Source organism: Kocuria gwangalliensis (genome assembly GCF_039544365.1).
Classification (GTDB): Bacteria; Actinomycetota; Actinomycetes; order Actinomycetales; family Micrococcaceae; genus Kocuria; species Kocuria gwangalliensis.
This window is the reverse complement of record NZ_BAABLN010000001.1, coordinates 48,214-70,018: the sequence shown is the minus strand read 5'-3', so window position 1 is coordinate 70,018 and position 21,805 is coordinate 48,214. Positions and strand designations below refer to the sequence as shown.

Sequence of the window (21,805 nt, the reverse complement as noted above, 5' to 3'; positions counted from 1 at the left end):
CAGGGTCCGACGCATGTGGTCATCCGGGGGTTCGAGTTTCTGGGATTCGGGGTTGAGCTGCACGATCACGGTTTCCGTCACTACGCGGGCTTCCATCACGACGGCGTTCCTCGAGCCACGCGAGCACGGCCGCCTGATCCGCGCCCAATGCGGGCGGCGCCTTGTCGTATCCGACGGGCGTGCGGCTGAAGGAGATGGGGTTCTTGATGGTCGGCACGGCCTGGTCCCCGCTGCCGGTGTCCACCACGGGATGCAGACCCAGACGGTCCGCGTATTCAATGCCCTCGTCAATGTCGAGGATGGGCGCGCACGGAATGCCCTGGGCCTGCAACGTGGTGAACCACTCGTCCGCGGTCGCGGCGGACAGTGCGTCCACCAGCATCGGCCGGAGAACGTCGCGGTGGCTGTTGCGGCCCTTCATGGTGGCAAAGCGTTCGTCCTGCGCCAGGTGCGGGACACCCAACGTGCTCACCAACCGTGCGAACTGGTTGTCGTTGCCCACGGTAATGACCAGATCCTTGTCGCCGGTGGGGAATGGGCCGTAGGGGTAGAGACTCGGGTGATCGTTGCCCAGGCGCCGGGGTACGTTGCCGCATGCCGCGTAGCCGGTGGTTTGATTGACCAAGCCGGACAGTGCGGAGGACAGCAGGTCCAATTGCAGGTGTTGGCCCTGGCCGGACCGGGCCCGTTCATGCAGGGCACCCATGATCCCGAGGGCGGTGTGCAAACCGGTGATCACGTCGAACATGGCCACTCCGGCTCGCTGCGGCGGGCCGTCCGGGCTGCCGGTGACCGACATGAACCCGGACATGCCCTGCACCAGCAGGTCGTAACCGGGCATGGTGCGACCGCCCTCGGTTCCGAACCCCGTGATGCTGGCGTGAATCAGGTGAGGCCAGCGCTCGGCGACCGAAGCGGCGTCGAGCCCAAATCGCTCCAGGCCACCCGGCTTGAAGTTCTCCACGAAAACGTCTGCGGAATCCACGATCTGGTGGGCTGTCTCCAGATCCGCCGGGTCTTTGAGATCCAGCACCACCGAATGCTTGTTGCGATTCACGGATAAGAAGTAGGTGCTGACGCCGTCTCGGTGGGGAGGTATCCACTGGCGGGAATCGTCACCGCCGGGCCCTTCGACCTTGATGACCGTGGCGCCCATGTCTGCCAGGAGCATGGTGCAGTACGGTCCCGCGAGAATGCGGGTGAAATCGGCAATGATCACTCCACTGAGCGGACCGCGGGGAGCCTCGGTGAGGGGCAGCGTCATGAAGGTGACCTCGAATGGTGGAGTCGGATGCGTCTTGAACCACATAACCACCGGCATTAGGCTCTGTCTAATATAAATTGCGTCCCCCGGTGATGCTCAAAACGCAATAAAGGCGGTCCATGATGGAGGTTCACCAGGCGAGGGCGTTCCTCGCGGTGGCGGAGGAACTGCATTTCGGCCGGGCCGCCACCAAGCTGCGGGTGGCCCAGCCGCCGCTGAGCAGGCTCATCAAGCAACTCGAGAAGAGCATGGGCGCGGAGCTGTTCGAACGCAGTACCCGTCACGTGGCGTTGACCCCGGCGGGCAAAGCATTGATCGAACCGGCCACGCGACTCGTGGCCACCTCCGAGGACGCCAAACGGGCCGTGAGGGACGCCGTGAGCGGCGAGACCGGACGGGTGAGACTGGGATTCGCCGGCGCGTCCATCAACCACAAGGTGGGCGAGCTCGCCAGACAAGTAAAGGCCAAACGCCCGGGACTCATGCTCGAGCTGCACAGTTCCCAGTTCTCGCACTTGGGTCTGGAACGGCTCCTGGACGACTCGCTGGATTTGGTCATCGGACGCTGGGACTTCATTCCCGCGGAACTCAATTCCTGCATCCTCGCTCATGAAGAAGTCATGGTGGTGCTGCCCAGCAATCACCGATTGGCGCATCAGTCTCGGGTGAGCATGGCCAGCCTGTCCGAGGAATCGTGGATCACTCTGCCGGGCGGCGCGGTGTCCGCGCTGTCGAACCGGCTGAACTCCCTGGCCATGAGCGCCGGTTTTGTGCCCCGCGTGGTGCAGACCGCCCCGGACTCCTGGACGCTGGTGGTGTTGGTCGGTGCGGAAATCGGATGCGCCGTCAGCTTGGATTCCGTGCGGGACAACGTCTCATCGGACGGTGTGGTGTTCCTGCCGCTCGCCGAGGAGCAACGTCCGTTGGAAGTCAGACTCGTGTGGCGGGCATCGGACCAGAACCCCGCACTGCGATCAGTGGTCCAGATCGCGCGCACGATGTTTGCCGAGGCCCGCCACATCAAGGAGCACAACGCTCAGTCGTAGCTGTACCACCCCTGCCCGGATTTCCGCCCGAACCGGCCGGCTTCGTAGAGTTCCTTGATCGCCGGGCGGGGGAGGCTCTCCGGGTTACCCGTCTGCTCGTACTCGGCCATGCGGATCAGGTACACGACATCCACGCCCACCAGGTCCATTAATTCGAACGGGCCCATGGGGTGACGCAGCGCGGTTTTGGCGGCAACGTCGATGTCCTCGAAGTCCGCGATGCCCTCCTCGTAGAGCTTGAGCGCTTCCGTGCGCAGGGCACCCAGCAGGCGATTGGCCACGAAACCGGGAGTCTCCCGTTTCAGCGTGACGGGTTTCTTGCCGAAGGACCGGGCCAGGGCCACGGCGGTCTCGACCGTCTCCCCGGAGGTGTGGTCGTTGGGGACCACTTCCACGCATTCCATGACGAGGGCGGGATTGAAGAAGTGGAAATTGCAGACCTTGTCCGGTCGACCGGTCGCGTCGGCCACGCGGGAGGAGACGATGTTGGAGGAGTTCGTGGCCAGGATCGCATGCGGCGGGCAGGTCCGATCCAGGTCCGCGAACAGTTCCCGTTTGATCCCCAGGTCTTCCACGGCGGCCTCGATGACGAAGTCCGTGTGGGCGGCGCTGCCATCGCGGTCGGTGGTGAATGTCAGTCGATCGAACGCGACCGTCACGTCCTCCTGGGAGCGGCGGCCCTTTTCGACATCGCGATTCATGCGGGATTCCAGTTGGGACTTGGCACGCGCCACGTACTCGTCGGCGATGTCCACGAGGGCGGTGGTGTACCCGGCCAGGGCGGAGACCATGGCGATCTGGGAACCCATGGCACCGGCGCCGATCACGGTGACGTGTTCGATGCCGGCCAGGGGATGGGTGGATTCGCTCACGCGTCATCGTCCTTTCGCTGGGCTGCTCGGTAGTCCGGGGTGCGTTTCTCCAGGAACGCGGTGGTGCCCTCGACCTTCTCGGCGCTGCTGTAGAGCACCGCTTGGGCGAGGCGTTCCAACAGGATTCCCGTGCCGTGGTCGGCGTCGAATCCGTGACGCACCACGGTTTTGGCCAGCTGGGTGGCCAGCGGCCCCTTGGACAGGATCGTCCGCGCGGTTTCCTTGGCCTTGGGCATGAGCTCTTCGGGTTCGACGACGTCGGTCACCAACCCCATGGCCAGCGCCTCCTGGGCTTTGACGCGCCTGCTGGTCAGGATCATTTCGGTGGCTCGACCCACTCCCACCAACCGTGCCAGGCGCTGGGTGCCACCCGCGGCGGGCATGATGCCCAGGCTGGTCTCGGGCAGGGCGAACTGTGCGTTGGTGGAGGCGATCCTGATGTCACACGCAAGAGCCAGTTCGTGTCCGCCGCCAAAGGCGTAGCCGTTGACCGCCGCAATGGTCGGCTTGTGGAACTGCTCGACCTTTTCGTAGACGCCCTGCATTGCGGCGCGGAGCCCGTCCTTCGGTTTGCGGACGGCCAACTCGTTGATGTCCGCCCCCGCCACGAAGGCCTTGTCACCGGCGCCCGTGAAGATCACGATCTGAGCGTCGTCGTTGTCGGCGAGCTCGTCCAAAGCCCGTGAAATGCGGCCGAGCACCGAGGCGTTGATTGCGTTGCGCACCTCGGGGCGGTCGATCGTGATCACGGCCATGCCGTCCTGGATGTCCACCGTCACGGTGTTGTCAGCGGAAGTCACTGAGCGGGCTCCTTTTCTTCGGGGTGGGGAACTCGGGAGATTTCACCGGTCTCGGGGTCGATGACCGGCGCGGGCTTCATGGCCCGGACGAGCAGCGCCGTGGCCACCACAATGGCCAAGCCGATCAGCGTGACCAGCAGGCTCGGAAGGAACATCATGAAGCCACCCACGGCCAGCAGCACGCGGAAGGCAAGGGGCACCTGGCGCTCCACGAAGGTCAACCAGCCGCCGATGGCACCGGCCAGCGCGTACACGGCAATAATGCTGAACACGAAGGCCAGGATGACCTTGCCCAGCGAATCCTGTGCCACCAAGGCGGGGTTCAGGGCGAAGCCGAACGGCACCACGTATTTGACCGCGCCGAGCTTCATGGCTGAGAAGCACGTGGCCATGGGCGAGGCCTTGGAGATGCCCGCGGCGGCAAATGCGGCCAGTCCCACCGGCGGGGTGATGTAGGAGACTGAGGCCCAGTAAATGACGAACAAGTGGGCGGCAATGGGATCCACACCCAGCGCAATCACGGCCGGGGCCATCACGATGGCCAGGAACACGTACGCCGCGGAAATGGTCAGGCCCATGCCGAGCACGAAACACACGGCCGCGCCGGCGATGAGCAACAGCACCACGTTCTCGCCGACCAGGGCCACGAGGTCTCGGGACAGGGACAGTGCCACTCCGGTGGCGCTCAGGCCACCGAGGATCAGACCCACGCCGGCAATGATGGCCACGATCTGGCCCAGGGTCTTTCCGACATCGATGCCCATTTCGATCCACTGTTCGGGGCCGAACTTCAGGCTCGGCTTCACCAGGGCGATCAGCAGGAGCACACCGACCACCCAGTAGGGCACCTGGGACTCGGAGTCGCCGGTGAAGAGCAGCACGGTCAGCAGGGCAAGGGCACCGAGATAGGGCCAGCCCTCGACCAGGGCTGCACCGGCGCGGGGCAGCAGGTTGCGAGGTGTTCCACGCAGGCCGCGCTGGGCCGCGTAGCCATCGATCTGCAGGAAGATGCCCAGGTAGTAGAGGACCGCCGGGATGGTCGCAGCCACCAGGATGGACGTGTAGGGCACACCCACGAAGGAGACCATCAGGAACGCTGCGGTGCCCATGATGGGCGGGGTGATGGAGCCGCCAGAGGATGCCGTGGCTTCCACCGCGCCGGCCACCTTGGCGCTGAACCCGGATTTCTTCATGGCCGGAATGGTCATGGGGCCCGTGGTCAACACATTGGACACCGCCGAGCCGCTCATCATGCCCATGGCTGCGGAGCTGGCCACGGACACCTTGGCCGAACCACCGCGGTAGCGGCCGAACATGGCCATGGAGAGGTTGTGGAAGAAGTCCGCGCCGCCGGTGTGCTGCAGTACGGTTCCGAACAGCAGGAAGCCCACCAGGATAGTGCCCGCGGTCTGCAGGGGCAGGCCCAGCACGCTGTCCGCGCCCATGGTGTGCACCTGGGCCAGAGTGGGTAGGTCGTAGGAGATGCCCTGCAGGAAGGACAGCGGGATCTGACCCGCGAACAACGGGTACACCGAGAACAAGAAGGCAATCACGGTCACGATCCAACCGGACCCGCGGCGCAGGCCCTCCAGGATGATCAGCCAGAACACGAAGCTCAGAATGGTCGCCAGGGTCGGGGCAATGAACTGCCAGCCGTACTCCTGAATGCGCACACCGTTCACGGAGAAGTAGATGCACGTGCCGATGGTGACCAGGATCAGAAGGATGTCGTACCACGGGACGCCGCGAGCGTCGTCGTGCGCGCTGAGCCGAGCCGCCGTGGAACCCGAGCCATCGCTGGGTTCGGTGACGTCCACGCCGCCGGCCGGTGCGGTCTTTGCGCGCAGCGGATTGACGATGAACACGATCGGTATGAAGCACGCCATCAGCAGGTACAGGAACGAGTTGGTGAGCACCGCGAGGTCGCCCAGGTTCCAGAAGAACACCTGGTTCATGGTCAGCAGGATGCCCGCCACAGTGAGCACGATGATGACCGCGCGCCAGAGCGGGGTCAGGCGGGGATTGTGGTCGTGCAGGACCGCGTCACCGGCGTGCATGAACTCGTCGCCTGCCGGGTTCGTGGTGTGCTCGGAAGGGGTTTGCGAGGTCCGGGGAGCTTGCTCGGCCGGTTGCTGGACAGTACTCATGCCGCACCTGCATTTTCTGACGGTTCGGGAACATCATTGATAGGGGGAAGCGTGGGAAGGTTCTCGCGTTTCCAATCAACCCACTGGGTGCGCACGTTGTCGTTCTCGCCGTTCTCCTCCCAGAACCCGGGCCATTCCGCCATCATGAGGCGCTCGCGTTCGAGCAGCGCATCATTGCGTGCCTGCAGGCCGGGCGTCCAGCGCTTCTTTTGTTTGAGGAACTCGACCATTGCATCGTGGAACGGCACCACCAGGGGTTCCAGCAGGATTCGGTCGAAGGCGAAGTTCTTGGCGTCCGGGGTGGCGCTCTTGAAGTAGTCGAAGTTCTCGTCCAGGGCGGTGGCCAGGCGGGTGACCTCGTCATTGGGGCGTTCGGCGAGCGTGGTCAGGGGGATCGTGTATTGCATGTTGACGGCCGACTCGCCCTCGTCCATGCCCGCGCCGTTCACGAATCGACCCGGACGCACCATGGGTGCCAGTTCTTCCCAGGTCTCGTACTTGGACTGGTCGTTGCCGCCCAGATCCAGCCAGTGCACCGGGTACTGCGAGGCCAGTTCCTCGATATTCGCGCCGACGACGTTCTGGTACAGCGCGTCGATCTGCCCCGTTTTCAGGCCCTCGATCTGGCCGCCGTAGGAGATGTCCACGAGTTCGACATCCGAACTCGTCAGTCCGCCGTAATTGAGGATGCCCTCGAGTTTGCGGTTCATGGAGGTGCTCGCGACCAGGCGGGGGTACTTCTTGCCCTTGAGGTCCTCCACCTTTTCGATACCGCTGTCCTTGCGGACCAGCACGCCGTAGTTACCCGGGGGAGTCCAGACCAGGCGGATGGGCTGAGGGCCCCAGTTCTCGGACGTGAACTCGTCATTGCCCTCAAAGGCGTAGTAGTACTCGTCACCGGCGCGGGAGTACTGCGCGGTGCCGTTGATGAGCGGGGCCAGCCGGCCGATGCCGGTGTCCGAGGTCATCAAGCGGATTTGGCGGCCCGTGCGGCCGGTCAGGGTGTTGGCCACGGCCGCGAGGTCGTTATACGTACCGGTGCCCACGCCGTAGGTGGACCACACGAGCTGCTGGGAACGGTCGGTTGCGCGAGGGCCGGATGAGCAGCCCGAAAGCATCGCCAATGCAGACACCGACGACATGCCCATGAGCAATGAGCGTCGACTGAGGGAACGTGGCATGTTGCCTCCATGAATCACAAGCGGAGAGGTGTCGCTCGGCGGACGCGCGAGGATCAAAAGTACATCGCGCGGTCTCGGAAACCGGCGTTGTCCATTCTTACCGTCATTACGTGATGCGCAACACTAAGCGGGGTCATTCATGTTGAACCGGTCATAATCCGGTTCATGGGAGGCAATGGGACCTTCGGTTCGGACACCGGCACTTCCGTCGCTGCCCCTGACCCATCCAGGGGCGGGTGAGAACGCGCGGGGACTTCGCACCCATGGGGTAGGGTCCAAGACGCAGCGGCGCCTGCATCCGGTGGGCGCTTCACCCGAAGTGTTTTCGCGTTGACCCAAGGAGGAAGGATGACGGATCATTCGGCGACGGCGCAGCCCGTGGGCCCCGAGGAAGACATCGACCGCTTCGACCCCGCGCACCGGCAGTGGTGTGCCGAGGCCATCGCGAAGGTCCGTGCGGAGGCCAACCGCTCCTCCGACACTCACTTGCTCTCGGTGCCGCTGCCGGTTGAGTGGGGTGTGGACCTCTACCTCAAGGACGAGTCCACCCACCCCACGGGGTCCTTGAAGCACCGCCTGGCCCGCTCGCTGTTCCTGCACGCCCTGTGCAACGGGTGGCTGCACCGGGACCGGCCCGTGATCGAGGCCTCCAGCGGGTCCACGGCGGTCTCCGAGGCCTACTTCGCCCGCCTGATCGGCGTGCCCTTCATCGCCGTGATGGCCAGGGGCACCAGCGCCAACAAGATCGAGCTGATCGAACTGCACGGGGGCCGCTGCCATTTCGTGGACCGTCCCGATCAGGTCTACGACGTCGCCGCGCGCCTCGCCCACGAGACCGGCGGGCACTACATGGATCAGTTCCGCTACGCCGAACGCGCGACCGACTGGCGCGGCAACAACAACATCGCCGAGTCCCTGTTCGCGCAGATGTCGCAGGAACGCCACCCGGAACCTACGTGGATCGTGGCCACAGCCGGTACCGGCGGGACCTCGGCCACCATTGCCCGCTACGTGCGCTACACCGGTCGGCACACCGGGGTCTGCGTGGCGGACCCGGAGAACTCCGACTTCTTCCCCGCGTGGCGGGAAGAAGATGCCTCGGTGACCACCTCGCTCGGCTCGCGCATCGAGGGCATCGGGCGCCAGCGCGTGGAGGCGAGCTTCCTGGGAACCGCCGTGGACCGGATGATGCGGGTGCCCGACGCCGCCTCGATCGCCGCCGTCCGCCACCTGGACACCCTGCTCGGCCGCAAGGCCGGGGCCTCGACCGGCACGGGCCTGTGGGCGGCGTTCCGCATCATCTCCCAGCTGCTCGGCAAGGGGGAGCAGGGCAGCGTGATCGCCCTGCTGTGCGACCCCGGCGACCGCTACCTGGACAAGTACTACTCCGACGACTGGTTGGCCCGCGAGGGCATCGACATCACCCCCTACCTCAGGCGTTTGGAATCGTTCATGCGCACCGGAGAGCTCGACTGAGCCTGCCCCACAACAAGGCGGCGCGTTCCTTTTGCGGCGAAGGCAACCACCCGCTCGAGCGGCCCCTGCCCCAAGGTCAGTTGCCAAACCACCGCGAAACCGGCGGCCACCAGCAGGTGCACGGCATACCACAGGTACGGAGCGTCTTCGTGCAGTCCCAGGGCCAGCACCAGCAGGTGCGCCGTGTAGAGCGTGAGCGTCATGGAACCCATTGCGGACAACGGCAGCAACCAGGCCCCAATTTTCCGGCTGATCAGCAGGAACACCCCCAGCGCTGCCAAGCTCACCCCCAAGCTGACCGCGATGGTGAGCGGTGTATTGGAGTGCGGGGTCGTGATGGTCAGCCACCACCCAGTGGTGGTCGGTAGCGAACCCGCACCCCACACCAGGATCTCGTCGAGTTTCGCTTCGCTCAGATGCGATGCCGCCTGCAACTTGAAGTATCCCTCGAAGCCGTAAAGGAGCACGTAGGAGATGGTCTGGGCGGCGACCCACAGCGACACACCCACGAAAACCAGGCGGATCTGGGTGCTCACAGCCCGCAGATCCAGGCGCCCCAGTCCCATTCCGACCAGCAGATAGGTCATGTACGGCAGCGCCGGGTAGTTACCGGTCAGCAGGAGCTGGGATGCCGTGCCTGCCGGGTTGCTCAGCACATTGCTCAGCGTGGGGTTGTAGTACCACCATTCGGGGAGCACATCCAACAGGCCCTGCATCAGCAGGGGCGCGAGGATTCCGAATCCGGCCGCCCACACGAATAGGGTCGGGGCCTTTGCGTGCAGGAACGGGATGGCCAGGAGGAAGAACACGCCGTAGTAGAACAGGATGTTGTACGCGGGTGGGTTCTCCGGCATCGCGGCGTTGATGCACAGACCGACCGTGGTGATCAACAGGGCGCGCACCAGGACACCCACGCGCTCGCCGGCCAGGGCTCGTCCTTCACGCGGGTGCCGCCCGCCGGATCCGAGGGCCAGGCCCACCCCGGCCAGCAAGGCGAACAAGGCCGCCGAATCGCCCGAGAACAGGCGCCAGGACCAGGTGGCCTCTCCGGTTTCCGTGTTCCACGAAGGAAGTATGTGGATGGCCATGAGCCCGATCAACGCCAACCCGCGAGCGGCGTCGATTCCCACCAGCCGACGCTTGGAGCGCACTGCCGGCTCCGTCATAGCTGTCTGGTCTGTGGCGCCCCCGCGCCGTAGTGTTTCCACCCGTTCTCCTGTGTTCCCCCGGCCCCATGCGGGGCGTATGAGCTTTCGTTCACAGGTCGCGGGCGTCATTGGCCGAGACCGCCCCGGCGATTTGTCCCGCCGGCGCCCCCAAAGGCTAGAGCGTAGAAGATTAGAGGAGCCTGAGAAACGCTCGACGGACACCCGCGAGATTCGCCACAGTCTCCGGTGATGTTCGTCTGGATTCCCCTCGGGGCCGGGGGAGGAAAAAGCATGGAGACAGTCAGGTCACGGAGGCGGGGGACCTCAGCGCGCCGCATCGGTGCGCTCGCGATCCTGGGCGTGGGACTGCTGACCGGGTGCGGGGGCCAGGAAGGCGGCGAGGTGCCTGAAAGCGCGTGGTTCGGCGGCTACGTCAATGTGACGTCGGTCCCCCGATACGAGTTCGAGAGCCAGGACACGGCGAGCCAGGGCCGCACCGGGCTGTCGTTCGTGGTCTCGGACCCCGACGACGCATGCACCCCCTCGTGGGGAGGCTATTACGAACTCGATGACGCCGCGGAGAAACTTGACCTGGACACCCAGATCGACACGTTGCGCAGCAACGGCGGCGACGTGGTCGTCTCCTTCGGTGGCCAGTCCGGAACCGAACTGGCCACCGGTTGCAAGGATCCGGACGAGCTGTACGACGCGTACAGCGCCGTCGTCGAGCGCTACGACCTCGACGCCGTGGACCTCGACATCGAGATGGACGACCTGCAGGACAGCCACGCCGGCAGCCGCCGCGCGGAGGCCGTGGCCCGGTTGCAGGAGGATCGCCCCGACGACGATCCCCTCGAGGTGTGGGTGACCCTGCCGGCGGGCACGGGAGGACTGGACGAGCAGTCCCAGCAGACCGTGGCGCAGTTGCTGGAGGCCGGTGTGGACCTGACCGGGGTGAACCTCATGATTATGAACTACGGGGATGGCAAGGATTCCGAGCGGAGTTGTGACGACGCGTCCGTGGCCGCAGCTCGCGCCGCGCAGACTCAGGTGAAAGAGCTCTACGGCACTGCCGGGCAGGAGCTGTCGGACGAGCAGGCCTGGCAGCGCATCGGGTTGACGCCGATGATCGGCCGCAACGACGTCGAGCAGCAGAGTGGGGACTTCACCCGGGCGCTCGGGGAGCGGCACTCGAAGTAGCCCTTTCCCAGCTGCCCTCCGGCGTCCGCGCCGCCCCCTCCCCCAGCGGGGACTCAGTAGGTTCTCAGTACCCCCGTTGTCCGATGAATGCATGCACGGCCCCACCGGGGCCGGTGCACAGGGGGGATGCAGCCCCCAGTCCGAGCCGGGGGGCCGGGCATGGGAGGACTGCCTCCACGGGTTCCTGCGCCTTGTCCAGGGGGGCGGCGCAGGAACCCTACCCGACGGGGACCTGCATGGTGAGCCGTCAGCCAATACCTCGACGAGGACCACTCACGAGCCCGGCGGCGGGCCCCACGGGTCAGTGCACCGAGGGGCGCATCGGCAGATCCGTTCGAGGGGACGGATCGCCGACTGGGGGATGGGGTTGTCATGGCACGTTTTTTCACAATCGGGGTGTGCACCGGTCCGGTCGGCGCAAGGGAGGATCGGGGCCCGGGCGCACGGGCAGCACGGCTGCCACACCGGTGTTCTTCGAGTCGAGCGGGAAGCGCTGGCTCCGGATCCTCGCCGGGCTGGTGCTGGTCCTGTTGCTCCTGGCTGGTTCATTCGCGTGGGTGGTGCCGCAGGCGCTCAAAGGACGGATGGTCGGCTGGTACAAGCCGGAGCGCACCAACAGCGTGCTGGACCTCACCTCACTGGAGGCCAAGGCCGGACGCCTGTGAGATGCGGGGTCCCGCCGGGAAGGACTCGGGTGGCCATCTGGTGTTCGTGGTGGCTGCCCAGCCATGCGGGATGGCCTCGGTCACGAAGGCCTCCGCGTGCTCGCGGCGGTAGGAGCTCGGCACGGTGGCGAACGCGACGATCTCCGGCTCCTGGCAGATGGCGGTGATCTTCTCGATGTCGGATTCCATCGGGGCCCGCAGCCGCGCGGTGATCAGTTCCAAGAACTTCATCGCGCCAGGCTACGGGTTAGCCGGGCGGGGACCACACGAGCGGTGGACACCTCCGGGCTGGGAAAGCGTTGTTATCTCGTCGCCGTATCCGTGGGCGCCTGGAAGTAGGAGCCGTCCGCGGCAGCTTTGCGGGTCGCTTCCCGTAGGCAGGCCCGACGGCGCCTGGTCAGGGCCTCTTCGTAGGCGACCAGGTCGGTGAGGAGAACTCGACGCTGCGCCCCCACCGTGGAGAAGGGGATGTCCCCGTGGTCCAGAAGCTTCACGAGCGCGGGTCGCAAGATTCCCAGGTGGTCGGCCGCCTGCGGCGTGGTCAGCTGCGTGTTGGTGGGCACTGCGAGTCCTCTTCATTCGACCGATGGCGCTTACGAGGCCTTACTCTCAAGTGATCATGAAGGGCAGCAACCTCGGCTTCGTAGGAGCCGGTAGCGGCGTCGTACACCACAATGGCCTCGTCGGACCAGGTCTCCTTGGCCTGAGCTGCAAGCTCCCGGAAGTTACGAGTTGTCATGGCTGCTCTTCTCTGTTGGCCGGCGACGCAACACCAGGATTGTAGAACTTTCCTCGCTCCGCTGCGACGAGCTCCAGATGTCGTAGCGGCCCTACCCCGTCTCCCGCAGCCGCTCCCACAGGTCGAATGCCATCGCGAGGTCCACCAGCTGCGCGGAGGACAGTTCTTGGAAGCGCTTGGCGATCGCCTCTGACTGGCGGTTCTGGCTCCAGACGCTGTCCTCCAGCACCACCGGCAGCCGCGGCGAGAACGCGAAGTCCGCCTTGGTGTTGTTCCGCGCCTGCTGGCGCAGCTCCTCGTTCCCGGCAACCTCGCTGACCAGCAGCTCCGCGGCGTTGAGCTTGTGCTCGTCGGAGGCGTCCAGGTCGCCGAGGTACTTGTTGACCTTCTCCACGAGCTCTGCTTTCGCGGCCCGCTCGCGCTCCTGCTGGCGGGCCATCCCGGCCTCGGTCATGCCCTGCAGTCCCCGGCCCTCGCCGTCCTGCAGCTCCAGGTCCTCGCCCCGTTGCTTCTCCAGCCGGTAATGAGTCAGCACCACGTCCTCCGCGGTCACGGTCTCGCGCTCGCCGATCTCCAGTTGCTCGCGCAGCAACCGCCCCAGCAGGTCCGCGAACACCGAGAGCTTCAAGTAGTACGGATCCCCGAAGTTCAGAATCTGCGAGAAGAACGCGTAGGACGTCACGTACTGGGCCAGCAGGGAACGGAACTCGTCGAGCTCGTCGCGCGCGGCGGCGTCGTTGTCCTCCAGCGCGAGTGACCAGCGGCGCATGAAGCGCTCGACCGCCGGTACCAGCGCCGCGGACAGCGCCCCGTGCTTGCCGCGCGTGGTCGACCACGCCGCCCACACCCGGTCGACCTCCGCGGGAGTGTAGATGTTCGCGGCGTCCAGTTTGGTCATCTGCTTGGCCACGAGGTCCGGGTCCGAGTCCGTCTCGATGCGCGCGTCCTCGTAGTAGTCCTGGAACGCCGCCAGGATCTGGGCGGGGTCGTTGACGAAGTCCAGCACGTACGTGTTCTTCTTGCCGTCCGCGCGGCGATTGAGCCGCGACAACGTCTGCACCGCGGCGATCCCGGAGAGCTGTTTGTCCACGTACATGGCCGTGAGTAGCGGCTGGTCGAAACCCGTCTGGTACTTGTTCGCCACGATCAGGATGTTCTGGTCCTCCTGGCTAAACACCCCGGCCAGGTCCCTCCCGCGCAGTTCCGGGTTCATGGACGCCTCGGTCACCTCCGGCACGGCCGCGTTACCGATCGCGGTAACATCCGGATCCGGCAGCGAGCCCGAGAATGCCACCAGCGTCTTCAGCGGCAGCTTCTCGCGTTCGATGTGCTTCTGGAATGCGCGCTGGTACTTCACCGCCGCCGCGCGCGAGCTGGTGACCACCATGGCCTTGGCGCGCCCGCCCAGTTCCTGCTTCACGGTGTGTTGGTAGTGCTTGAGGATCACGTCCACCTTGGAATCCACGTTCGTGGGGTGCAGCTCCACGAACCCGATGTACGCGCGCGTTCCCCGCCGCACATCCACTTCCTCGTCCGACGACGACGCCGCCGCGCCCTTCCTGCCGCCCGGCAGTGTGGCTGGGTCCGCGCCCTTCAGGGCGATCCGCGCGGCCATCTCGTAGGAGGTGTAGTTCTTGAGCACGTCCAGGATGAAGCCCTCCTGGATGGCCTGCTTCATCGAGTACAGGTCGAACGGCTGGGGCTTGCCGTCCGGGCCGGGGGTGCCGAACAGGTCCAGGGTCTTGGCCTTGGGGGTTGCGGTGAACGCGAAATAGCTGATCCGACGACCGTCGTCCGCCTGCGCGGCCATTTGGATCAGGGCGTCCTGGTCCGCGCCGGGTTCCAGCTCGGTTTCCTCGTCCAGCCCCGCCGCGGCAGGGTCGTTGCGGTACAGCAGGTCCTTAACCGAGGACGCCGCCGCGCCGGTCTGCGACGAATGCGCCTCGTCCGCGATCACCGCGAAGCGCTTACCCTCGAACGTGCCGCCTTTCTCCCGGATCTTGGCCAGGGCGTACGGGAAGGTCTGCAGGGTCACGCCGATGATCTGCGTGCCCGCCCGCAATGCCTCCAGCAGGCGCTCGGTCTTGGAGCCCTCGGAACCAGAGGTGATGGGTTCGAAGGTCCCGGTGGCGACCACCAGCTGGTCCACCGCGTCCTGGAGCTGGCGGTCCAGCACCTGCCGGTCCGCGATGACGAACACGGTGTCGAAGACCTTTTCGCCCTCCGGAGTATGCAGGGACGCCATGCGGTGGGCGGTCCACGCGACCGAGTCCGTCTTGCCCGAGCCCGCCGAGTGCTGGATCAGGTACTTCTGCCCCGGCCCGTCCGAGCGGGCGGCCTCGGTCAGCTTGGTGACCGCGCGCCACTGGTGGAAGCGGGGGAAGCGGATCCGGCTGGACTCCATGATTCGCCCGGTCCGGGGGTCGGTCTTTTTCTCATGGTTCACGTACACGAACTTGGTGAGGACGGTGATCCAGGTGTCCTTGTCCAGGATCCTCTCCCAGAAGTAGGACGTGGCCACACCGTCCTGCGACGGCGGGTTGCCCGCGCCGTTGTCATGCCCCTGGTTGAAAGGCAGGAAGAACGTGTCCGCGCCCCTGAGCTGGGTAGTCATGAACACGTCGTTCTCGGTGAGCGCGAAGTGCACCAGCGCACCCCGGTGCGGGGTCAGCAGCGGTTCCCCGGCCGGCGTGCGGTCCGTCTTGTACTGCTCGATGGCCGCCTGCAGCGACTGCGTGAAGTTCGTCTTGATTTCAATGGTCGCCACCGGCAGCCCGTTGAGGAACAGCACCAGGTCGATCCGGTCACTCTTCCGCGTGGAGTAGCCGACCTCCTGCACCACCCGCACCCGGTTCTTCGCGTAGCGCTCCGTGATCCGGGGATTGCGGTTGTCTGCGGGCGGGGCTGTGAGCATGCTGAACCGCTGCGCCCCGGGCACCGAGAAGCCGCGCCGCAGCGTGTTGAGCGTGCCACCCCCGGCCTTCTCCGACTGTTCGAGCTGCGATGCCAGGCGATCCAGGATTCGCCGTTCGCCCTTGGCCCGCGCGGCGTCATCGCCGTGCTCCGGGACGATGCGGGCGTACTGCTCCGGTTGCGTGTCCTGCAGCCACCCGAGGACGTCCTCGGGGAACAGCGCCCGTTCCTTGTCGTAGCCGCGGGAATTGGGGGAGTGGTACCACCCGTGCCCCTCCAGGTACTCTGCGATCTCCTGTTGGAACTGCTTTTCCTGATGCGGTGCACTCATGCGTACTCCCTGTGCAGACCCTGCGCGATATCATCCTCGAGCTGCTCCGCCGCCGGCTTGTTCCGGGCCGTCACGTCGATCTGCCCGGTCACCGCCGCGGTAATGAGGGCGGCGCGCCGCTCGCGGGCGAGGTCGATTGCGTGGTCAATGGAACAAGTGATTTCTTGGACGTCTTCAAATGACTTCTGAAGCCGTCGACTGATCTCTCGTTGATGTTCAGCGGACAGGTGAGGCACATGCATGGCCTTCAACGAAGAGATCGATATATTTTTCGCTAATCCAGGTGCTCCGGAAATATACGGTTCCAGTTCGTTCCGGAAAGGTCGGCTTCGCAGGACGGCGGCGAGGTAATGTACATCCACATCATCATGCCCGTGCAGACGATAATGTTTATCGGAAAGCGCGAGAGACCTGTCGAGACTGGGAACGACAGCTGATGACCCTACGTGCTTGGTGCTTCCACTGGCCCGGGAGATAACCAGATCGCCTTCATGCACGAAGGATTGCTCAGGAATCTTCATTTCGGTAGGCACTGCTTTATTGGCTTCGGGGTTGAATATGCCAAAATTAGTGCAACCGGATTTCAGAATTCCAACTTCTCCGGGACCTGCTGGGCTGGACATCACCTGAGGGCTGGAGCCTTGATCCACGTACTTGATGAGTCGACGCAGGGGTATTAATGGCTGGTCCTGGCTCCAAATGCAGGCATCGCGTTCCGCCCCGCTGCGCTCCACGACCAGATCCTTCATGGATTCCAGTCCAACCAGGAGAGCATCGATTTCGGCGGTCTCGTGGGCGAGGAAGTCCGCAATCTGCTGCTGCATCCATGCTGACGGAGCCGGTAGGGGTAAGTCTTTGATATATGACTCGGACACCCGCTTCAGCCCGCCAGCTCCGGTCATAGAAGATACCGCAGGATTTCGAAATGCAGCAGATTGAACCACGTATGACAGGAATTTTTGGTCGACTCCGTCCCTCGGGCGAAGAACTGTGACCTCAGTCGTGGCGAACACCGGCTCATCGAGGTCTGCTCCAACGAGGCCCTTCCCATTTTCGAAACATGGGGTGACCTTCGCGTAGGCCACGTCTGTCGGCTCGATATAGGAGTATCCGGACAGCAGCTCCTTCGCGGGCCGCTTGTAGCCGTTGTCTGGAGCGGAGAACTCCCGAATGGCTTCCATCGGGAGAAGCCGATACTCGGCTTCTGGGTCCAGTCGTACGTGGTCGGGAACTGGCGGATTCACATCTGCCAGGTAACGAAGGCGGCGCGTCGGGAATGCGTGTCTCACCGCTTCACCTCTTCCAAACGCGCGCGGATGCGGCCCAGGACCTCGTCGAGGTCGCGGTCGATCTCCTCCAATGGTCTGGGCGGGACGTACTCGTAGAAGTGGCGCGTGAAGGGGATCTCCGCGCCCTCCTTGGTCTTGGATTCGTCGATCCAGGCGTCGGAGACGAAGGGTTTGACCTCGCGCTCCAGGTACTCGTGGATGTCCTGGTCCCAGGGGACGTTCTCGGTGTCGCGCAGGGTGGGGTCCGGTTCCGGGTCCTTCACGCGGTTGGTTTGCAGTTCCCCGTCCTCGTCCCGGTCGCTCAACTCGGTGATGATGGTTTTGAGAATTGCGGGCTTCACCTGCGGCCCTGCCTCGGCCAGGACGTCGAGCAGTTCCGATGTGAACGCGCTCTTATTGGTGCTGACCTCTCCGCCCGCGCGCCGGGACCGGGCGTGGAGGGCGGAACGGAGCGCGACGGCGTCGTCGTCGGAGAGCTTGGCGACGGGTCTCGAGGCCATGACGCGCTCGATGCGCTCGGCGGTGAATGCGAAGTTCAGGCGCAGGGGGCGCTCTACCGTGATGGTGCGGTAGAAGAAGTCCTCGGTGCGAAAGATCTTGGAGTGCTGGGATTCGGTGAACGCGTCGTAGATCCGGCTGATCTCCGCGATGTTCTCCCTCGAAAGCTCCTTGCGCTTGGAGCCCACGGACTTGCGCATCTTCACGAACATGCCGGTCGCGTCGATCAACTGGACCTTGCCGCGGCGCTGCGGGGCCTTGTCCTTGGACAGCACCCAGACGTAGGTGGAGATGCCGGTGTTGTAAAACATGTCTGTGGGCAGGCCGATGATGGCCTCGAGGTAGTCGTTGTCCAGCACCCACTTGCGGATGTTGGACTCCCCGGAACCGGCGCCGCCCGTGAACAGCGGGGAGCCGTTGAGGACGATTGCCGCGCGGCCGGCCGATTGGTGCTCGTCCGTGGCGCTGGGCTCGCGCATCTTGGAGATCAGGTGCACGAGGAACAGCAGTGAGCCATCCGAGACGCGGGGCAGGCCGGGGCCGAAACGGCCGGCGAACCCGGCGATCTGGTGCTCGGTCTCCACGGCCTTGCGGTGCTGCTTCCAGTCCACGCCGAACGGCGGATTAGAGAGGCAGTAGTGGAAGGTGCGGTTCTCGAACGCCGGGTTGGTCAGCGTGTTGCCCAGGACGATGTTGTCGATGGGCTGGCCCTTGACCACCATGTCCGCCTTGCAGATCGCGTAGGAGGCGGGATTGATCTCCTGGCCCAGCAGGTTGACCCAGGCCTCGCTGTTGAACTGCTTGATCTTGTTCTCGGCGGCGGAGAGCATGCCGCCGGTGCCCGCGGTGGGGTCGTAGACGTCGCGGCCGATGCCGGGGGTGGTGAGCTCCTCGTCGTCGTGCAGCAGCAGCGTGACCATGAGGTCGATGACCTCGCGCGGGGTGAAGTGCTCACCGGCGGTCTCGTTGGAGGCCTCCGCGAACTTGCGGATCAGCTCCTCGAAGATGTGGCCCATCTGCTCGTTGGACACCGCATCCGGGTGCAGGTTGGCCTTGGTGAAGTGCTGCAGGATCTGGAGAAGGAGATCGTGCTGGGCGAGGCCGGAGATGGTCTGCTCGAACTCGTACTTCTGGAAGATCTCCCGCACGTTCTCCGAGAACGCGTTGACGTAGTCGCGCAGGTTCTCCTCGAGGTTGTCCGGGTCCCCCTGCAGCGTCTTGAGAGTGTGGCGGGAGCGGTTGAAGAAGTTGTAGGCATGCTCGTTGCCGGCCTGCTTGGTCCGGTTGCGGATCATCGCCAGGGGCGGCTCGGTGTCCACGTAGGTGGGGCCGATGGCCTCCAGCACGTCCTCCTTGGTGGGGGCGAGCACCGCGTCCAGGCGGAACAGGACGGTGAACGGCAGGATCACATCGCCGTACTGGTGCTGCTTGTAGGTGCCGCGCAGAATGTCCGCGGCACCCCAGATGAAGGAGGCGTGGTTGAACACGGGAGTGGGTGCCTTACTCGTGGGGTCGGAGGTCTAGAGGGAAGTCTAGTGGGTCAGGTTGAAGTTGCATCATGGAGAAATTCGGCAGAAAGATGAATAACCTAGAGGCTATTTGACTTGAGGTGAACGCCAGTTAGGGTCTATTCCATGGACCCTGCGCTCGCGCTCCGCGCTATCGAAAATGCTCTTCGCTTGGCCATATTGGCAGTCGAAGGTGACGAATGGATCGAACTACAAGGCGCGCCCGAGCGAAGCAAGTTAGAAGCCAAGAGGGATGATGAATTTCGGCGCAGGGATGGCGTTCAAACTTCACAGGATCTTCTCGAATTTACTGATTTTTATTCACTTAAAGATCTTATTCTTAAGAACTGGCCGGACTTCAAGATTGTTTTCCGTGACCGGGCACGGTTCAAGGTTTACCTTGAAGTAGCGGAAGACGTGAGGAACGCAGTTGCCCATAGTCGCCAAATTGCCCTGTTTGAAAAAGACCTGTTAAGTGGTATTGCGGGGCATGTCAGAACGCTAGTCTCTGATTACAGGACAGAAAAAGATCCATCGGCAAGATTCTACCCTCTTATTGAGGAAGTTTCGGATACCTTTGGAAACATCGGTCTAAAAGATACGTATTTTGCCGATAAACCCCTTGGCAGACTGGAAGTTGGGGATGAGATTCGCTTTAGAGCGAGCGCCTTCTCGTCATTGGATGTCGAATTAATCTGGAAGTTTCAAGATAAGGATAATTCAACTTATCACCTCCCCGGTGAGGATGACAGCTTGGCTGAAGTCGGCCGCGGCTCCGATGTTGAGTTCAAGTATGTAGTAACTCGGGAAGATGTGGGTGAATGGGTAGTATTTTCCGTCATCCTAACCAGTTCTTTTGATTTTCATCGTCAAGACCTCTACGATGATGCACGATATTTTGTATATCAAGTCAACCCGCCGCTGCCGAACGCACTTTGAGACTGAGTGACGCAGAGTTCGATGATTAGCGTCACCTCAGTACACATTCCAGCATAAATTTTTTTGCCATCCGCTTGATCTGTGCAGCGCTCTAGCACATGCCCAGAAATTGCATGCCGGTGTTTTTCTGTGTGGGGCGGCGTGAAGATTGAGGCTGCCGAGAATAGTAAAGGCGAGGTGGTGCGGTGTCGTCGTGCGATTTTACTTTCCAGGTCATTGGCTCTAGATGAGAGGGATCTGAGCTAAACGCTCGTTTCGCCGCACGCCACTGCCGATGCGGGACGGCAGGAGCCTTTCCGGGGTCGCCCAGGTATCAAGGGGATTCGCACTGTTCGCGACGGGATTTGCGGGTTGCCCGGGCATCGCGCTGGTCCTTCCAGTAGGCACCCGTGGCGATACCGATGCCCGGACCCAGGCCGACGTAAGGGAAAACGTAACCCCGGCCCATGACTCCATGGACCATGGTCAGGAGCCAGCAAACGCCGACAATCAATCCCTAGGCGGCAATTAGCCCGCCCCAGCGGCTCTTCATCGCTACCGCGAGACCGATGGCGGTCAGTAGGGCTGAGATGACGGCCGCCCATCCGAGCGAAAAGTTTCGGGAGAGCTGGAGAAGGCCTGCGACGAGGAAGATTACGGCCGCCGCGCTGAAGATCCTTCTTGCGGTTTTGCGGGACATGCTCGAACTCCTCGTGCTTGAGACGCTCGACGCCGGCGCCGAAAACATGCCGTAGCGGGTACAGAAATCCGGCGCGTGACTCACCGCGAATTGGGATCCCCGGACTACAGGCGGCCGGCGAGATTCCGGTGCAGGAGGTCGGTGCCCGAACCCATCACGTCAGAATCTCTGCCCCAAAATTATGAGATATCCAATTAACTCATAATTGCAGGGGAGCTTGTTATGACTGCGCACCAGGGGTGGTCGGCTATCGGCTACGAAGAGCACGAATGGGTGCGCAGGGCACAAGAGTGGCCTGGGGGTCGATACAGCACATGCACGGGGTTCTCATGAAGCAGCAGCCTCATCAGACGCCGGGATGGTGGCGGGATGAACCCGTGCGGATCGGTACGCGTTCGGGCTCGCCGGTGGGGGCGTCCTACATAGCCCCGCATCACACCCACATCCAGGAATCGTGGATGATCTGGTCGAGTTCGTCACGAACAACTCGGTATCCCCGATGATTGCGGTAGCTATCGGCCACGCTCAATTCGAGACCATCCACCCGTTCAGTGACGGCAATGGCCGCGTGGGGGCGTGCGCTGGCGCAATCCATGCTGCGTCAGAGGGGGGTCACTCAAAACGTGGCGGTGCCCGTCTCGGCTGGGCTGCTGGCCGATGTCGACGGATATCACGACGCTCTGACGGCCTATCGTTCCGGAGACGTGAATCCCATGGTTCAACAATTCGCAGACGCGTCTCTGCGCGCGGTCCGGAATGCTCGTCAGATGGTGGAAGACATCCGAAGCATCCGTACGAGCTGGGATGAACGGCCCAAGGCCCGGCGAGACTCCAATGCGTGGAGACTACTGGATGTTCTGGCCCGCCGGCCCGTGCTCAACAGCTCGGCCGCGGCCGAAGAACTGGGTGTCAAGCAACCCAACATTTACCCACCACTAAGAGGGCTGGTGTCTGCCGGCATCGCGAAGTCAAAAGCCGAACATCAGCTGGGCCCCTTTTGGCGCAGCGATGAAGTGCTCGCGGCCACCGACGCTTTCGCTGAACGGGCCGGACGGCGGTCTGCTGCGGGGGCAGGGTAGGGAACCATGAACGGGAGGCTTCAGATGTGGG

19 protein-coding genes and 1 pseudogene are annotated in these 21,805 nt (G+C 63.9%); 7 read left to right on the top strand and 13 right to left on the bottom strand.

What is annotated here, in order from left to right; translation table 11 throughout:
* Window positions 1–19: 19 nt before the first annotated feature.
* The gene (locus ABEA06_RS00290; protein ID WP_345310190.1) at window positions 20–1,264 is read right to left on the bottom strand and encodes a CaiB/BaiF CoA transferase family protein; all 1,245 of its coding nucleotides are present in this window, start codon (window positions 1,262–1,264) and stop codon (window positions 20–22) included.
* A gap of 119 nt (window positions 1,265–1,383) precedes the next feature.
* Between ABEA06_RS00290 and ABEA06_RS00285 the strand changes: the two genes are divergently transcribed.
* Window positions 1,384–2,310: a LysR substrate-binding domain-containing protein gene (locus ABEA06_RS00285; protein ID WP_345310189.1), complete on the top strand. Its 927-nt coding sequence runs from the start codon at window positions 1,384–1,386 to the stop codon at window positions 2,308–2,310.
* On the opposite strand, the gene ABEA06_RS00280 is transcribed toward ABEA06_RS00285, so the two are convergent.
* The 4 genes from ABEA06_RS00280 to ABEA06_RS00265 are packed head-to-tail and all read right to left on the bottom strand — an operon-like array spanning window position 2,301 to window position 7,310.
* Complete coding sequence (locus tag ABEA06_RS00280) at window positions 2,301–3,182, bottom strand: 3-hydroxyacyl-CoA dehydrogenase family protein (protein WP_345310188.1); 882 nt, start codon at window positions 3,180–3,182, stop codon at window positions 2,301–2,303. The genes ABEA06_RS00285 and ABEA06_RS00280 overlap by 10 nt on opposite strands.
* On the bottom strand, window positions 3,179–3,982 hold the full coding sequence (locus tag ABEA06_RS00275) for an enoyl-CoA hydratase/isomerase family protein (protein ID WP_345310187.1): 804 nt from the start codon (window positions 3,980–3,982) through the stop codon (window positions 3,179–3,181). Before ABEA06_RS00275 ends, ABEA06_RS00280 begins: the two co-directional genes overlap by 4 nt.
* On the bottom strand, window positions 3,979–6,129 hold the full coding sequence (locus ABEA06_RS00270) for a TRAP transporter permease (protein WP_345310186.1): 2,151 nt from the start codon (window positions 6,127–6,129) through the stop codon (window positions 3,979–3,981). The genes ABEA06_RS00275 and ABEA06_RS00270 overlap by 4 nt, the downstream gene beginning before the upstream one ends.
* Entirely contained in the window at window positions 6,126–7,310 is a 1,185-nt protein-coding gene (locus ABEA06_RS00265) for a TAXI family TRAP transporter solute-binding subunit (RefSeq protein ID WP_345310185.1), read from the bottom strand. Before ABEA06_RS00265 ends, ABEA06_RS00270 begins: the two co-directional genes overlap by 4 nt.
* Window positions 7,311–7,658: 348 nt before the next feature.
* Here ABEA06_RS00265 and ABEA06_RS00260 point away from each other — a divergent pair, with 348 nt between their 5' ends.
* Window positions 7,659–8,786, top strand: a complete 1,128-nt coding sequence (locus tag ABEA06_RS00260) for a PLP-dependent cysteine synthase family protein (RefSeq protein WP_345310184.1) — start codon at window positions 7,659–7,661, stop codon at window positions 8,784–8,786.
* Here the strand turns inward: ABEA06_RS00260 and ABEA06_RS00255 are convergent.
* A complete protein-coding gene (locus ABEA06_RS00255) occupies window positions 8,738–9,952 on the bottom strand; it encodes a heparan-alpha-glucosaminide N-acetyltransferase domain-containing protein (RefSeq protein WP_345310183.1) in 1,215 nt (404 codons plus the stop codon). The genes ABEA06_RS00260 and ABEA06_RS00255 overlap by 49 nt on opposite strands.
* A 273-nt stretch (window positions 9,953–10,225) precedes the next feature.
* Here ABEA06_RS00255 and ABEA06_RS00250 point away from each other — a divergent pair, with 273 nt between their 5' ends.
* Together ABEA06_RS00250 and ABEA06_RS00245 are read left to right on the top strand one after the other, a co-directional pair.
* On the top strand, window positions 10,226–11,134 hold the full coding sequence (locus ABEA06_RS00250) for a glycoside hydrolase family 18 protein (RefSeq protein ID WP_345310182.1): 909 nt from the start codon (window positions 10,226–10,228) through the stop codon (window positions 11,132–11,134).
* 398 nt (window positions 11,135–11,532) lie between these two features.
* On the top strand, window positions 11,533–11,799 hold the full coding sequence (locus ABEA06_RS00245; RefSeq protein ID WP_345310181.1) for a hypothetical protein: 267 nt from the start codon (window positions 11,533–11,535) through the stop codon (window positions 11,797–11,799).
* Here the strand turns inward: ABEA06_RS00245 and ABEA06_RS00240 are convergent.
* The 6 genes from ABEA06_RS00240 to ABEA06_RS00215 all read right to left on the bottom strand — a co-directional run bounded on the left by ABEA06_RS00240 (window position 11,770) and on the right by ABEA06_RS00215 (window position 19,056).
* Window positions 11,770–12,030: a GNAT family N-acetyltransferase gene (locus ABEA06_RS00240; protein WP_345310180.1), complete on the bottom strand. Its 261-nt coding sequence runs from the start codon at window positions 12,028–12,030 to the stop codon at window positions 11,770–11,772. The genes ABEA06_RS00245 and ABEA06_RS00240 overlap by 30 nt on opposite strands.
* Before the next feature lie 71 nt (window positions 12,031–12,101).
* Window positions 12,102–12,362, bottom strand: coding sequence for a helix-turn-helix domain-containing protein (locus tag ABEA06_RS00235; RefSeq protein WP_345310179.1), 261 nt, complete (start codon window positions 12,360–12,362; stop codon window positions 12,102–12,104).
* A complete protein-coding gene (locus ABEA06_RS00230; RefSeq protein WP_345310178.1) occupies window positions 12,341–12,538 on the bottom strand; it encodes a hypothetical protein in 198 nt (65 codons plus the stop codon). The genes ABEA06_RS00235 and ABEA06_RS00230 overlap by 22 nt, the downstream gene beginning before the upstream one ends.
* A 91-nt stretch (window positions 12,539–12,629) precedes the next feature.
* A complete protein-coding gene (locus ABEA06_RS00225) occupies window positions 12,630–15,782 on the bottom strand; it encodes a type I restriction endonuclease subunit R (protein WP_345310177.1) in 3,153 nt (1,050 codons plus the stop codon).
* Window positions 15,779–17,071, bottom strand: coding sequence for a restriction endonuclease subunit S (locus ABEA06_RS00220; RefSeq protein ID WP_345310176.1), 1,293 nt, complete (start codon window positions 17,069–17,071; stop codon window positions 15,779–15,781). The genes ABEA06_RS00225 and ABEA06_RS00220 overlap by 4 nt, the downstream gene beginning before the upstream one ends.
* Window positions 17,068–19,056, bottom strand: coding sequence for a type I restriction-modification system subunit M (locus tag ABEA06_RS00215; RefSeq protein WP_345310175.1), 1,989 nt, complete (start codon window positions 19,054–19,056; stop codon window positions 17,068–17,070). Before ABEA06_RS00215 ends, ABEA06_RS00220 begins: the two co-directional genes overlap by 4 nt.
* 147 nt (window positions 19,057–19,203) lie before the next feature.
* Here ABEA06_RS00215 and ABEA06_RS00210 point away from each other — a divergent pair, with 147 nt between their 5' ends.
* Window positions 19,204–20,016, top strand: coding sequence for a hypothetical protein (locus tag ABEA06_RS00210; protein WP_345310174.1), 813 nt, complete (start codon window positions 19,204–19,206; stop codon window positions 20,014–20,016).
* 496 nt (window positions 20,017–20,512) lie between these two features.
* Here ABEA06_RS00210 and ABEA06_RS00205 read toward each other — a convergent pair whose 3' ends face one another.
* A complete protein-coding gene (locus tag ABEA06_RS00205) occupies window positions 20,513–20,695 on the bottom strand; it encodes a hypothetical protein (RefSeq protein ID WP_345310173.1) in 183 nt (60 codons plus the stop codon).
* A 454-nt stretch (window positions 20,696–21,149) separates the two neighbouring features.
* On the opposite strand from ABEA06_RS00205, the pseudogene ABEA06_RS14515 reads away from it, so the two are divergent.
* Together ABEA06_RS14515 and ABEA06_RS00200 are read left to right on the top strand one after the other, a co-directional pair.
* A pseudogene (locus ABEA06_RS14515) lies at window positions 21,150–21,218 on the top strand (hypothetical protein); the annotation flags it as partial.
* Window positions 21,219–21,324: 106 nt separating this feature from the next.
* Window positions 21,325–21,774: a hypothetical protein gene (locus ABEA06_RS00200; RefSeq protein ID WP_345310172.1), complete on the top strand. Its 450-nt coding sequence runs from the start codon at window positions 21,325–21,327 to the stop codon at window positions 21,772–21,774.
* Window positions 21,775–21,805: the final 31 nt, after the last annotated feature.